The following is a 14,408-nucleotide window of genomic DNA, read 5'->3' on the forward strand; positions in this document are numbered from 1 at the left end:
AAAATGGCCATCGGGGGGTTAGTGATTGAGCAGCGCCATGACGGCCGGGGGTTTTTCGGGGACATAGCGATCATCCCTGGGGACATCAAAACCTGCCCCAAGGCCGCCACCCAGAGCAGTGACCAGCTCGGCATGGGCACTCAGGCGGGCCGCCTGGACCTGCTGCTCGATCTGCTGCTGCTTGAACAGCAGGGTTTGGGCATTCAGTACGTTGAGGTAGTCGGTCAGCCCGCGCTGGAACGCGACCACGGCGATGTCATAGGTTTTCTGTGCGGCCTGCACCGACTCGGCGGCGAAGACCTGCTGTTTTTCCATCGATTCGCGCTTGATCAACTGATCTGAAATACCCTTGAGCGCTGTCACCAGCGTCTGGTTGTACTTGGCCACGGCCATGTCGTAACCACCGGACGCCACGCCCAGTTCCGAGCGCAGACGGCCGCCGTCAAAAATCGGCAGCGAAATCGCCGGACCGACGTTGTAGTTGAGTTTCTTGCCGGTCAAAAAGCCCAGCGCGCTCCCCCCGGTGGCCATGAAACCGATGCTGCCAACCAGGTCCACGTTGGGGTAGAAGCCGGCATGGGCGACATCGATGCCTCGGGCCTGCGCCGCCACTTCCCAGCGGCTGGCGACCACGTCCGGACGTTGGCCCAGCAATTGCGCAGGCAAGGCCGATGGCAGCTTGAGTGCCGTGTTCAAGGCAAGGGTCGGACGTTTCAGCCGTGCGCCCTCGCCCGGACCTTTGCCGGCCAGCGCCGCCAACTGGTTGCGGGTCAGGGCGATTTCTTCTTCCCGGGCGTCAATCTGGCGATGGATCTCGGGCAGCGGCGCTTGCGCCTGACTGACTTCAAAATGTGTACCGATGCCGCCGTCCAGACGCTTTTGCGCCAGATCGAGGATCTGCTCCTGCTGATGCAGGGTCGATTCGATGATGTCGAGCTGGGCGTAATGCAGAGACAGCTGGATATAGGCGCGAACCACATTGTTCTGCAGTTCGAGCTGGGCCTGACGGGCCTCTGCTGCACTCATGTGCGCCATGTCCAGGGCCTGCTCGGTAGCATTGCTTTCACGGCCCCACAGGTCCAGCGCAAAGCTGAAACCCAGTGCGGCGTTGTTGTCCCAGGTCGTGGAGTTGTCCAGCGCGCCGGGGCCATAGAACTGGTCAGACGGCCAGTTGTGCCGCTTGAGGGTCGACTCACCGTTGATTTGCAATGACTCGGCCGACTCGGCAACCCCCGCCATTGCCCTGGCCTGGCGTACTCGGGCAGCAGCCATTGCCAGGGTTGGACTACCCTGAACAGCCAGACTGATCCACTCATCCAGTTGCGGGTCGCCGTAAGCGTGCCACCATTGGGCTTTGGGCCAGTTTGCGTCTTTCGCGGCGCTTTGAATCGCCTCGTCGGTGGCCAGGGCATTGGCTGGCAACATCGTGCCCTTGGGCGCAATACCACCAAAACCGATGCAGCCATTTAATGCTAACGATAAAGCCAGAACACTGAGGGCTTTAAGCTCTCTGCTGATGCGACGCTGCACTGCTGCAAATTCCTGAAAAGGAGGGGGGATACTTGAGATAGAGAAGTCTATGGCTTGGCAGGCACCACGATAAGCGGGCATAAATGTGAATCTTTATTACCGTTCTTGGGATAATCCGTTAGTCGAATGAAAACCGGCCAGTAATGTCCGAAACTTCATGTCACAATTTGTTGATGTGTAATCGGTTGCTGTCCCCTATATCGCCCCTTGAGAGCACTTCATGGACACTTTGCAAAACATGCGCGCCTTCAGTTGCGTGGCCGAAGCCGGAAGTTTCACGGCTGCTGCCGTCATGCTGGACACAACCACTGCCAACGTCTCGCGCGCGGTCTCCAATCTTGAGGCCCACCTGCAAACACGTCTGCTTAACCGCACCACCCGCCGCATCGCCCTGACCGAAGCCGGCAAACGTTACTTGCTACGCTGCGAGCAAATCCTGGCTTACGTCGAAGAAGCCGAAGCCGAGGCCAGCGACGCCCACTCGCGCCCTGCCGGCCAGTTGAAAGTGCATACCATGACCGGTATCGGCCAGCACTTTGTGATCGACGCCATTGCCCGCTATCGCAAGACTCACCCGGATGTGACCTTCGACCTGACCTTGGCCAATCGCGTGCCGGACTTGCTCAATGAGGGTTACGACGTCTCCATCGTGCTGGCCAGTGAGCTACCGGATTCGGGCTTTGTGTCCCAGCGCCTGGGCATCACCTACAGCATCGTCTGCGCATCGCCCGGTTACGTGAAAGCCAACGGCACCGCAACCACACCCAGTGACCTGCTCAACCACGCCTGCCTGCGCCTGGTCAGCCCGGTGATTGCACTGGACAAATGGGTGTTCGAAGGGCCGGAGGGCCAGGAAATGGTCCTGATCAACTCCTCGCCGTTTCTGGTCAACTCAGCCGATGCGATGAAAACCGCGATCACCAGCGGCATGGGTGTGGGCGTATTGCCGGTCTATGCCGCCATCGAGGGTCTGCGCAACGGCACACTGGTGCGCATGCTGCCCAAGTACCGCTCCCAGGAACTGAACCTGTACGCCATCTACCCGTCGCGCCAGTACCTGGATGCCAAGATCAAGACCTGGGTCGAGTACTTGCGCGGCTCGCTGCCGGAAATTTTGACCGCACACCAGACTGAGCTGACCACCTACAGCTAACCCTGTAGACGCTGCCGGAGGTTGCGAAAGGATCTTCACTGGCTCCGGGAAACGGGCTGCTACGCAGCCCTTCGCAGCCTTCGGCAGCGACTACAGGGATTGGCGCAAGGCGGGCGGGAATGTTAGCGTGCTTACATTCCCGACAGCCGATGAGCCTTGTTCCGATGAGCCTTTCCAGCACAAAGAAAACCGTACTCGCCTTCAGCCGCGTCACCCCCGAGATGATCGAGCGCCTGCAACAGGACTTCAACGTCATTGCCCCCAACCCCAAGCTGGGGGATATCAACGCACAGTTCGATGAGGCCCTGCCCCACGCCCACGGATTGATCGGTGTCGGCCGCAAGCTGGGACGCAAGCAGCTGGAAAACGCCACACAGCTGGAAGTGGTGTCTAGCGTGTCGGTGGGCTACGACAACTACGATGTCGACTATTTCAACGAGCGCGGCATCATGCTCACCAACACCCCGGACGTCCTCACTGAAAGCACGGCTGACCTGGGTTTTACCCTGATCATGAGCAGCGCCCGCCGGGTCGCGGAGCTGGACGCCTGGACCAAGGCCGGCCAGTGGCAGGCCAGTGTTCCGCCGGCCTTGTTCGGCAGCGATGTGTACGGCAAAACCCTGGGGATTGTCGGCATGGGCAATATCGGCGCAGCGGTTGCTCGCCGGGGACGGTTGGGTTTCAACATGCCCATCCTGTACAGCGGCAACAGCCGCAAGACCGAGCTTGAGCAAGAGCTGGGCGCTCAGTTTCGCAGCCTGGACCAACTGCTGGCCGAGGCGGATTTCGTCTGCCTGGTGGTGCCGCTCAGCGAGAAGACCAAACACTTGATCAGCCATCGCGAACTGGGCCTGATGAAGAAAAGTGCAATTCTGGTGAACATCTCCCGTGGCCCGGTGGTCGACGAGCCGGCCCTGATCGAAGCCCTGCAAAACGGCACCATTCGTGGCGCTGGCCTGGACGTTTACGAGAAAGAGCCCCTGAGCGATTCACCGCTGTTCCAGCTCAAGAATGCGGTGACCCTGCCCCACATCGGCTCGGCCACCCATGAAACCCGTGAGGCGATGGCCAACCGTGCGCTGGCCAACCTGCGCAGCGCCCTGCTGGGTGAGCGCCCACAAGACCTGGTCAACCCGCAGGTGTTCAAGGGCTGACGCAAGGCCTGTTGTGGGAGCGGGCTTGCTCGCGATGGCTACGACGCGGTGTATCAGTCACACCTCGGCGATCCGATCGCGAGCAAGCCCGCTCCCACAGGGGGGAGGCTCACGCCAGCTTGGCGTTCAGTGCCACCGGTTTGGGCTTGCGAAATACCAGCACGTTACCCAGCATCACCAGCACCAGCCCGGCCAAAGCCGGAGCCGTCCACTGATAGCCCTCTGCAAAGGCCGACACATTCAGCGCCACCAGCGGGAACAACACCGTGCAATACGCCGCGCGTTCCGGGCCCATGCGCCCGACCAGCGTCAGGTACGCGGTAAAACCGATCACCGACCCCGGTATCACCAGATACAGCAACGAACCGACATAACGCGCGTTCCATTCCATGTCGAACGGGATACCCCTGAACACGCAGTACACCGCCAGCATGCTGGCGCCATAGAGCATGCCCCAGGCATTGGTCGTCAGCGGCTTGAGGCCAGCCTTCTGTTGCAAGCTCGACAGCATGTTGCCCGCCGAGAAACACAGGGTGCCGATCAACGCCAGGCCCAGCCCGAGCAAAATCTGCGGCGTCGCCGTATGCCCGCTTAATTCCGGCCAGAACAACAAACCCAGTCCGAGCATCCCCAGAGCACCACCGGCAATGACGTTACGGGCGACTTTCTGCTTGAAGAAAATCCGCGCATTCAGCGCGTTCCACAACGTTGCAGTGGAAAACACCACCGCGATCAACCCCGTTGTCACCCACTGGCTGGCGGTCAGAAAACACATGAAATTGACGCAAAACAAACACAGCCCCTGAGCCAGGCATATCAGATGCCCGCGCCTGTTCATCACCTGCAATTTGCGGCTGAGCAGCAGCACAACAAATAGCACCAGCGCCGCCAGGCCAAAGCGATACACGATGGACACCGGAATCGCCACCACTCCCAGTTGCAGCTTCAGGGCGATCCACGTGGTCCCCCAGATCAGCACGGTCAACACATACAAAAAAAGATTCATGGCGCACTCCAGACAATGGCTTTCAGTCTGTGCCCGAGCCTGTGCGCGCACTTGCAGATTCTTGCGCTTTTGTTGGCCCGGGGCTGGCAGCCCGGGCGCTACGGAGTAGGATGCAAGGCGTTGGAGAACTGACCATGCACACACTGCACACCCTACAAGTCTTTCAAGCCATGGGCCGCTCGCCCAATGCGCGCCTGGAGAACAGTGCCGAACTGGGTGACGGCATGTCTGCGGCCATGTGGAGCAATCACCACGACACCCGGGACTATGAAGCACCGACCCACCACACGTTGTCGTGCTACATCTCCGGCGGCACTGGCACTTTTCGTCGTGAGACACCCGGCGCCAGAGGCGCTCCGGGCAAGTTATGCGTGCTGCCCGCCGGGCATCAATCGGCCTGGATCATCAATGGCGAGATTCGCCTGGCCCATGTCTATGTCAGCCAGGAGCAGTTTGCGCTGAGCTGCATCACCCTGCTCGACCGCGAACCACGGGAACTGCAACTGCGTGAAATCACCTTTCAGGATGACGAGCAGCAGACCCGGCGTTTTCACCAACTGATTGGCATGAACTGGAACGAACCCGGCGAACGCCTGCTGACCAGCAGCCTGGCGGGCGCCCTGCTCGACCATGCCGTGCTGACACAAGTGGGCTTGCGTGACGGGTTGCAACTCAAGGGCGGGCTGGCGGCCTATCAACGGCGCCAACTGGTCGACTACATCGAACACCAGTTGGCCGAGCCCCTGAGCATCGGCCAACTGGCGGCCCAGTGTGCGCTGTCGCCTTATCACTTTGCGCGCATGTTCCGCGAAAGCTTCGGCGTGCCGCCCCACCAGTACCTGTTGGCCCGCCGCCTGGCCCGCGCCCGCGACTTGCTGCGCCACAGCGCCCTGGCACTGGGCGACGTGGCACTGGCCTGCGGCTTTGCCAGCGCCAGCCACTTCGCCAACCGTTTCAAGCAAAGCCTGGGCAGTACGCCGGGGGAGTATCGGGTGGCGTTCAGGTAACGTTGAGGGAGCAGGCCCGCTCCCTCAACGAGTCAAAGCCACAGGTTACAGCCCTTAAAACTCCAGCGTGCTGGAGAATGTCATTTGCCGCGCATCCCCGATCGAGACGAAGGTCCGGCTGGCCGCCGAGGTGTAGTAAGTGCGGTCGAAAAGGTTTTTGACGTTGACCTGGAATTTGACCTTCTGCCCTTCGATCCGGGTGTCATAGGTGGCGAAGGCATCGGCCACGGTGTAGCCCGGCAGGTCGAAGTCGTTCAGAGCATCCCCCGCCCGCTCGCCCACATAGCGGGCACCGGCACCAACCCGTAATTTGTCACCGCCCACAATGTTGCCAAAGTCATACACCGCCGACACCGAGCCGCTGTTTTTGGCCACGTTCTGCAATCGCATGCCTTCGTATTTAGTGTCCTTGGTCACTTCGGCATCGGTGTAGGCGTAACTGCCGATCAGGCTCCACTGCTCGCTCAACTGGCCGCTCACGTCCAGTTCCAGCCCTCGCGATCGAACTTCACCGGCAGCCGAATACACGGTATTGCGGCCCTCGGTGGTGGAAACCAATACGTTGCGCTTTTGGATGTCGAACAGCGCAACGCTGCCGGTGATACGCCCGGGAAGATCGAGCTTGGCGCCCAGTTCCCAGGATTTTGACTCCTCCGGCGCAATGGCCGAATCCAGTACCACGCCCCCTGTCAGCGGCGCGATGGTGGAGTTGGGTTTGAACGATTCGGTGTAACTGCCGTAGAACGACAGTTCATCGGTGTAGCGATAAACCAGTCCGGCACGGGGGATCCATTTCACGCCATTGGTGTCAGTGTTGGCCTTGAACGGAATGGCCTTGCCTGCCAGTTGGTCGTACTTCTGAAAACGTGCCCCGGCTACCAGAATCCATTGGTCGGTGAGGTGGATGGAGTCCTGGGCAAAGAGCGAGTCACTGCGCAGCAAGTCGGTCTGGTTGCTGTCACTGGCGCTCACGGTGGTACCGGCAACTTCCTTGCCATACACCGGGTTTTCATAGTTGAACACGGACTGGCTGTCCTGGCGAATCAGCTCGGCGCGGTAGATCTTGCGGTATTCATCATCCACGCCAAACACCAGGTCATGCTGCATCCCCGCCGCCTGGACCTTGCCCTGCAGGCTGAAGGTCGAGAAGCGGTCCGTGGTGAGTGCGCCTTGGGTGCCGTCCATTTTACGGGTCAGGGTGCCATTGGAGTTGACCTGAGTGACGCGCACCTGACTGGCATCGTAGGTCTCACGATTCCAGCTGTAGCCGAAATGGGCTTTCCAGTCGTCGTTGAGGTCGTGATCGACTTCGAGACGGTACAGGTCAGAGCGCCCTTCCATATTGTTGAACGGCTCATCCAGTCGGCGCGTGGCCGGAATATCCAGCGGATGATTGGTGGCCGGGTTGATCGCCGTACCGCGATCAAAAGGCGTCAAGAATTCCCGATGTTCGTATGCCAGCAACACCTGCGTGTTGTCGCCATACCAGGCCAGCGACGGTGCAATCAGCGTCTCGCGGTGCACACCGAAGTTGCGCCAGTAATCTTCGTCCTGATGGTCGATGATCATCCGGTAAGCCAGCCCTGAATCACCCAGCGGGCCGGTGCTGTCCAGGCTGCCACCACTGCCGTTTTTGCCCGAACCATAGGTTGAGTCACGTACCGTCAGTGCGTTGTACTGCTCAAGCTGAGGTTTTTTGCTGACCACGTTGACCACGCCGCCCGGGTCTTGAATCCCGTAGAGCAACGAGGCCGGCCCCTTGAGCACTTCGACCCGCTCAGTGGTGGCATTCATCGCCCGCCCCTGCACCAGCGGCATGCCATCGCGCATGATCGAACCGTCGCGGTTGTCGCCAAAACCGCGCTTCATCACCGAGTCCTGGGTGCTGCCCAGCGTATTGCCCTGGGTGATGCCGCTGACGTTGTTCAGCGCGTCATCCAGATTGCGCGGCGCCTGATCGCGAATCACCTGGGCGGCAACCACGTTGATGGTTTGCGGGACTTCCATGGACGAGCCCGTGCCGCGCATGACCGAAGTGGTGGCCGGTGGCTGGTAGCTGGTGTCGGTTGAGGCCAGCGAAGTGATGTTAGTCGCACCCAGGTTCAGGGCGCCTGCCGTGGGCTGGGGTTCGAGGGCGAAGGTGTTGGCGTCGGTACGGCGCACATTGAAGCACGACTGCGCGAGCAACTGCTGCAAGGCCTGATCAGCACTCATGCGGCCCTTGATGGCGGGAGCCTGCAGGCCGAAAGGGGCTTCGTCGGTATAAACCACGCTGAGACCGGTCAAACGTGAGAAGTCGTTCAGGGCCTGGGGCAGCGGTTTGGCCGGCTGGTTGAAATCGAACAACGCGCTGGCCTGCTGCTGCGCAGCCTCGGCGGCCATCGCGACGTAAAGCGGGTTGAGTGCCAACCCGGTCATCACTAAAGCAGAAGCCCCCAACCACTGTTTCACCGAACTTGCCCTGGACTTCATGCTCATGACCTGTGTGTCGACCTGATACGGAATACGAATTTTTCGCATTTTCAAGCACTACACGGATGCGGCCGGGGAATACCTCACCTGATGCTGAAAAAAAATTTCGGATGTGGGAGCGGGCTTGCTCGCGATCGGATCACCGCGATGTGCCTGGCGAACCGAGCTGCCTGCATCGCAAGCAAGCCCGCTCCCACAGGCATCAACGCAACACAATCAGCCCAAGCACGCTGTGCTGCTCGAACCCGAGCACGCCCTGCAACGAATTGAGCACCGCCTGCGGGTCCTGGCTGGGAAAGCTGCCGCTGATCCGCCTGGCGCCCAACTGGCTGTTGAGCAACACGATCTGACCGGGGTAATAGCGCTTCAGGTCTGCCACGACGTCGACCAGCGGCGTTTTGTAGTAGGTCAGCCAGCCCGAGCGCCAACCCAGTTGAGCCTCACTGTCGACACGATGCACCGCATCGGTCACTCCAGCGTCGTAGGCCATTTGCTGATCGGCGATCAGAATCTGCTGCGCAGCGTCCTTGCTCGCCTTGACCCCTACCCGCCCGGACAGCACCGTGACTTGCGCGCCACCGGGTTGCAGGCGCACCTCGAACTCGGTACCCAGCACCCGCGCTTCGCCGCCCTCGGCATCAACGACAAAGGGATCACCGGTGTGGGTGACGTGAAAAAAGGCCACGCCGCGGCGCAACTCGACATGCCGTTCGCCCGCGCTGAAGTTCACCGCGATGGCGCTGTCGGCATCGAGCGTGACCCTGGATTGATCGGCCAAAATTACGGTGCGTACTTGCCCCGGCGCGCTCACATAATCAGCGCCCAGATCATCCAGCCATCGCGCTGGCTGCCAACCGGCAAACACGCCGACCACCATCAGCAAACACGCAGCAATGGCCAGACCGCCGGACCAGTGGCTGACGCGGCTGCGTCGGGAAGTGTTCATCGCTGACAGATAACGCTGCATGACCCGTGCTTCTTCGGCCGCCAGGGTGCTGCCCGCCACTTCGCTCAACTCCCACACCACTTGTGCCTGGGCGTAGGCCTCGGCGTGGGCAGGATCGGCCTGCAGCCAGCGGCTGAATGTGGCCTGGTCACCGCTATCGGGCTGATCGTGCAGCACACTGAGCCACGCCAGTGCGGTGCGCTCTTGCTCGGGGGTGACGGAAACTTTCGAACGACTGATCACAACGCTGTCTCTGATGGCGGCTCACGCAGACTGGCCTTGCAGGCCTCCAGGGCGCGCATCATATGTTTTTCAACGGCACTTTGGGACAGGCCCATGACCTTGGCGATCTCGGCATAGGTACGACCGTGAATCCGGTTGAGCAAGAAGATATGCCGCGTGCGCTCAGGCAGGCTGCGCAAGGCGGCCTCCACCTGACGCAAATCATTGCCCGCCTCCAGCGCCGCCTGGGGCTCGCAGCCGTTGGCGTCAGGCTCGGGCTGCCAGTGATGGTTGATCCGCTCGCGCGTACCTTCGCTGCGCAAGTGGTCGATGGCGATGTTGCCCGCGCAACGCAGCAAATAGGTGCTGAGTTCTTCGACTTGCACCAGGGGCCGCCGCCAGAAACGCAGAAACAAATCCTGAACCAGATCGGCAGCCGTTGCCCGGCATCCGACGCGACGGCTCACCAGCGCTTCCATTTGCGGACGCTGGGATAAAAACACCTGCAGAAAATGCGCACGTCCTTGGCGGGCTTCGCGGGTGGGACCATTCTCAGGTTCGGGTGGGATCATGGACATCGGCGCGCAGGTTAAAAGGAAAGCGATACTAATGATAAATATTCTCATATGCAAAAGCAGATGACGGGGTGCGCTGCTGTCATTGATCAGTGGTGATTGCTCAATGCAATCAGGCGCCACTACAATGCGAACAATTCTTGTTCTCTAAAGCGTTTTCAGCGCAGCTGGAGTGGTCGTTGTCGCAGTCAAACACCGTCGAGGTTCTGTATCAGGACCACCACAGCTGGCTCACGGGCTGGTTGCGGCGCAAGCTGGGTTGCCCGCAAAGCGCCGCCGACCTGGCCCAGGACACGTTCATGCGGCTGCTGACCGCCCGCGAAACCCCGACCCTGGCCGAACCCCGGGCTTTTTTGACGGTTGTTGCCAAACGTGTGTTGTTCAATCACTACCGCCGCCAGGATCTGGAGCGCGCCTATCTGCAGGCGCTGGCCCAAATGCCGGAACAGGTGGTCCCCAGCGAAGAAGAACGGGCAATCATCCTGCAAACCCTGATGGAACTGGATCAGTTGCTCGACGGTTTGCCCTCCCCGGTCAAGCGCGCCTTTCTGCTCGCCCAGATCGACGGCCTGAGCCACGCCGAAATCGGCGCCCGGCTGGGCATTTCGGTCGCCACCGTCAAACGCCATCTAAGCAAGGCGGCCCTGCGCTGCTACTTCGCCCTGTGAACGGCGCCTTCCCCCAGGCACCCGACATTGGTGCGGCTGTCGCCGAGCAGGCCGTGAACTGGCTGATCGAAATGCAGGACGGCGAGCTCAGTCCACGGCGCCAGCAGGCATGGCAGCAATGGCTGCAGGCCCACAGCGAACACGAGCGGGCGTGGGAGCATATTCAACGGATCAACCAGCGTTTGCGCGGCTTGTCGTCACCACTGGCCCATGCCGCCTTGAATGCACCCAAAGGCACCAGCCGCCGTCAGGCCCTGAAACTGTTGCTGTTGTTGGGCGCCGGTTCTGCGCTGACCTACGGCTTGCGCGATCAATTGCCCATCACCCCGCTGCTGGCGGACTTCAGCAGCCCGGTGGGCCAGCGCCGCACGCTGAAATTGCACGATGGCAGCCAGATCCAGCTCAACACGGCCAGTTCGGTTGATGTGAGGCTTGACGGTCAACAGCGGGTGATTCGCTTGCTCGAAGGCGAGATGCTGCTGACCGCAGCCCAGGATCCTCGTCCCTTGCAGGTACTTACCGCCCACGGCGCCCTGCAGCCCCAGGCCGCACGCTTGAATGTGCGCCAGTTCAGCGATCGCACGGAGGTCGCCGTATTTGATGGCCGGGTTGCCCTCACCCCAACGGCGCATTCGGGAAGCCCGCTGTGGATCGAGCCCCACCAGCAACTGAGCTTCAATCGCCTGGACTGGAAGCCGCCGCGCCCACTGGATGCGGGGAGCGGTGCCTGGACCGACGGCATGCTGGTTGCCGCCCACATGCGCCTGGCCGACTTTCTGGCCGAGCTGGGACGCTATCGTCGGGGCCAGCTCAACTGTGACCCGAACGTCGCCGACTTGCTGATTTCAGGCACCTATCCGGTAGACAACAGCGAGCGCGTGCTGGACCTGCTGGCGGTCAGCCTGCCGGTGCGGATCAAGCGCTTTACCCGGTATTGGGTGACGGTCGAAGCAAAGGCCTAAACAAAACCTGTAGTCGCTGCCGCAGGCTGCGATCGAGCCCGAAGGGGTCGCGCTTTTTAAGAGCGAAGGTCCTTCGGCCCTTATCGCAGCCTGCGGCAGCGGCTACAGGGACAATTAAATTTCAAACACTGTGAGCTGATTTCAAATCTGGCGTGACAGAGAAGGAAAGCCACTTCGTTTTTCATCTTCTCAGGATCCATTCATGCCTGCTCAGCCCTTGCGTCTCATGTCCCTGACCCGTTTGCTACTGGGTGCCAGTTTGAGTTTCAGCGTTGTACCGATGGCCTTTGCCGACGCCAAGGCCTATCACATCGCCCCCTCATCGCTGGAAAACGCCCTGAACCAGTTCGGTCGTGAAGCCGGGGTGCTGATTTCCTTCAGTTCAACCGCCGCCAGCGGTATTCAGAGCAAGGGCCTGGAAGGCACCTACGACCCCGAGCAAGGCTTGCACGCCTTGCTCGAAGGCACCGGCCTGCAAGCCCGTGCCGAAGGCCAGGGCGCGTTCAGCCTGCAACCGGTGACTGCCTCCACAGCGCCGGCAAGCATTGAGCTGGGCGCTTCCAGCGTGGTCGGCGACTGGCTGGGAGACGCGGCGCAGACCAATGTATTCGAACACCCCGGCGCCCGTGACGTGATCCGCCGCGAAGACTTCGAACGCCAGGGCGCGACCACTGCCCGGGAAGTGCTCAATCGCATTCCCGGCGTCAACGCCCCGGAAAACAACGGTACTGGCAGCCATGATATGGCCCTCAACTTCGGTATTCGCGGGCTCAATCCACGGCTGGCGACCCGTTCGACCGTGTTGATGGACGGCATCCCCGTGCCCTTCGCGCCCTACGGTCAGCCGCAGTTGTCGTTTGCTCCGATCAGCATGGGCAACATGGATGCAGTCGACGTGGTTCGCGGCGGCGGTGCAGTGCGTTATGGCCCGCAAAACGTAGGCGGTATCGTCAATTTCGTGACTCGCGCCATTCCTGACGAACCTACCGTCAAGGCGGGTTTCCAGACCGAGACCAGCCCGTCGTCCACACAGGATGGCTTCAAGAAAACCGCCAACCTGCTGGCCGGTGGTACAGCTGACAATGGCCTTGGCGGCGCCTTGCTGTACTCCGGTACCCGCGGCGGTGACTGGCGCGAACACAGCGACACGCGCATCGACGACTTGATCCTCAAAGGCAATTACCAGATCGACGAAGCCAACAGCCTGAACGCCATGGCCCAGTACTACGATGGCGAAGCCGATATGCCTGGCGGCCTGAGCACAGCGGCCTACAAGGCTGACCCGTATCAATCGACCCGCCCGAACGACAAGTTCTGGGGCCGCCGCACACTGGTCAACTTCGGTTATCGCTACCAGGAAGACCGCCGTGAATTCACGGTCAACAGCTTCTTCACCAAAACCCTGCGCAGCGGTTACCTGGACCAGGGCACCTTTCTCTCGCTGTCACCACGGGAATACTGGGTTCGGGGGATCGAAACACGCATAGCCCAGGGCTTTGATCTGGGCAACACCAGCCACGAAGTGGGCGCGGGCTATCGCTATATCAACGAAGCTGGCCATGAACTGCGCTACCGCACGCCCATTGCAGCCAACCAGCTGCCTACCACCAATAGCCGCAATGACCGCGACACCCGGGGCGCCGCCGAGGCCCATGCGTTCTTTATCGACGACAAGATCGACATCGGCAAGTGGACGTTCACCCCCGGCATTCGCTACGAAATGATTGAACAGCAGCAAACCAACCTGCTGACCCACGTCAAATACAAGGGTGACTACAACACTCCGCTGCCTGCCTTGAACGTGATGTACCACGTGACAGACAGCTGGAATCTCTACGCCAATACCGAAGGTTCCTTCGGCAGCGTGCAGTACAGCCAGATGCCCAACCGCGTCACCGGCGGCGAAGTAAAACCGGAAAAAGCCCGCACCTGGGAAATCGGCACACGCTATGACAATGGCAACCTGCGCGCGGAGATCGGCGCATTTCTCATCAACTTCAACAATCAGTACGACAGCAACCAGACCACCGATACGGTGATCGCCCGGGGCAAGACACGGCACCAGGGCATCGAGGCCAGCATCAATTACGCGCTGGATGGCCTGAGCCCGGTACTGGCGGGTTTCGACGTATACGCCACCTACGCCTATGTTGACGCGACCATCCGTGAAGATGGGCCGAACAAAGGCAATCGTGTGCCGTTCTCCTCGAAAAACAAAGGCAGCATCGGAGTCGGTTATACCGAAGGCCAATGGAAAGCCAATCTGGACAGTACCTTCCAGAGCAACCAGTTCGCCGACAACGCCAACACACGTGCCGAAAGCGCTGACGGCAGTACCGGTTTAATCCCCGGTTACATGGTGTTCAACAGCCGCGTGGGCTATGACTTCGGTCATCAACTGTCTGACCTGAACGTGGCGGTGGGCGTCAAAAACATCCTCAATCACGAGTACTACACACGCTCGTTTGACGATAACAACAAGGGGAAATACGTGGGCGAACCGCGCACGCTCTACGTCCAGACTTCTGTCGCATTTTGATATAAATCGATCATAGCCCGCACACGCGGGCTTTTCTCACCGGCAAAGACTGACGCCGATCACGACTTGAAAGACTTCCTGAAAATAGTGCTTGAAATATTTGCTCATCGGCCCAAACACTGTAACTGAGCAATGACGATGAACCTTTGTACACACGAGGCCGTCAGACCTCAC

Annotated in this window: 11 protein-coding genes; 6 read left to right on the forward strand and 5 right to left on the reverse strand. The window is 60.5% G+C overall.

The annotated features are described in order from the left end of the window. Positions 1-18 precede the first annotated feature (18 nt). Complete coding sequence (locus V6P94_RS22830; RefSeq protein ID WP_338648728.1) at positions 19-1,530, reverse strand: efflux transporter outer membrane subunit; 1,512 nt, start codon at positions 1,528-1,530, stop codon at positions 19-21. 220 nt (positions 1,531-1,750) lie between these two features. Between V6P94_RS22830 and V6P94_RS22835 the strand changes: the two genes are divergently transcribed. Together V6P94_RS22835 and V6P94_RS22840 are read left to right on the forward strand one after the other, a co-directional pair. Beyond that, positions 1,751-2,683, forward strand: a complete 933-nt coding sequence (locus V6P94_RS22835) for a LysR family transcriptional regulator (RefSeq protein WP_133076316.1) — start codon at positions 1,751-1,753, stop codon at positions 2,681-2,683. Between the two features lie 164 nt (positions 2,684-2,847). Further along, positions 2,848-3,837 carry a D-glycerate dehydrogenase gene (locus V6P94_RS22840; RefSeq protein ID WP_338648729.1) on the forward strand — a complete coding sequence of 330 codons (990 nt, stop codon included), beginning with the start codon at positions 2,848-2,850 and terminating at the stop codon, positions 3,835-3,837. A 109-nt stretch (positions 3,838-3,946) separates the two neighbouring features. Here the strand turns inward: V6P94_RS22840 and V6P94_RS22845 are convergent, their stop codons facing one another. Next, positions 3,947-4,843, reverse strand: a complete 897-nt coding sequence (locus V6P94_RS22845; RefSeq protein ID WP_219261667.1) for a DMT family transporter — start codon at positions 4,841-4,843, stop codon at positions 3,947-3,949. Between the two features lie 134 nt (positions 4,844-4,977). Here V6P94_RS22845 and V6P94_RS22850 point away from each other — a divergent pair, with 134 nt between their 5' ends. Then, positions 4,978-5,850 carry a helix-turn-helix domain-containing protein gene (locus tag V6P94_RS22850; RefSeq protein WP_133076319.1) on the forward strand — a complete coding sequence of 291 codons (873 nt, stop codon included), beginning with the start codon at positions 4,978-4,980 and terminating at the stop codon, positions 5,848-5,850. Between the two features lie 54 nt (positions 5,851-5,904). Here V6P94_RS22850 and V6P94_RS22855 read toward each other — a convergent pair whose 3' ends face one another. From V6P94_RS22855 to V6P94_RS22865, 3 genes are all read right to left on the reverse strand, one after another. Beyond that, the gene (locus tag V6P94_RS22855; protein ID WP_338649464.1) at positions 5,905-8,322 is read right to left on the reverse strand and encodes a TonB-dependent receptor; all 2,418 of its coding nucleotides are present in this window, start codon (positions 8,320-8,322) and stop codon (positions 5,905-5,907) included. Between the two features lie 202 nt (positions 8,323-8,524). Then, entirely contained in the window at positions 8,525-9,511 is a 987-nt protein-coding gene (locus V6P94_RS22860; protein WP_133076320.1) for a FecR domain-containing protein, read from the reverse strand. Then, complete coding sequence (locus V6P94_RS22865) at positions 9,508-10,068, reverse strand: RNA polymerase sigma factor (RefSeq protein WP_133076321.1); 561 nt, start codon at positions 10,066-10,068, stop codon at positions 9,508-9,510. Before V6P94_RS22865 ends, V6P94_RS22860 begins: the two co-directional genes overlap by 4 nt. Before the next feature lie 176 nt (positions 10,069-10,244). On the opposite strand from V6P94_RS22865, the gene V6P94_RS22870 reads away from it, so the two are divergent. From V6P94_RS22870 to fecA, 3 genes are all read left to right on the forward strand, one after another. Then, positions 10,245-10,733 (forward strand): sigma-70 family RNA polymerase sigma factor, encoded by a 489-nt coding sequence (locus tag V6P94_RS22870; protein WP_133076322.1) that lies wholly within the window; start codon positions 10,245-10,247, stop codon positions 10,731-10,733. Beyond that, positions 10,730-11,695: a FecR family protein gene (locus V6P94_RS22875; protein ID WP_338648730.1), complete on the forward strand. Its 966-nt coding sequence runs from the start codon at positions 10,730-10,732 to the stop codon at positions 11,693-11,695. Before V6P94_RS22870 ends, V6P94_RS22875 begins: the two co-directional genes overlap by 4 nt. A gap of 202 nt (positions 11,696-11,897) precedes the next feature. Continuing rightward, positions 11,898-14,234 carry a TonB-dependent Fe(3+) dicitrate receptor FecA gene (gene fecA / locus V6P94_RS22880; RefSeq protein ID WP_338648731.1) on the forward strand — a complete coding sequence of 779 codons (2,337 nt, stop codon included), beginning with the start codon at positions 11,898-11,900 and terminating at the stop codon, positions 14,232-14,234. Positions 14,235-14,408: the final 174 nt, after the last annotated feature.

The organism is Pseudomonas sp. ML2-2023-3 (assembly GCF_037055275.1).
Lineage (GTDB): Bacteria > Pseudomonadota > Gammaproteobacteria > Pseudomonadales > Pseudomonadaceae > Aquipseudomonas.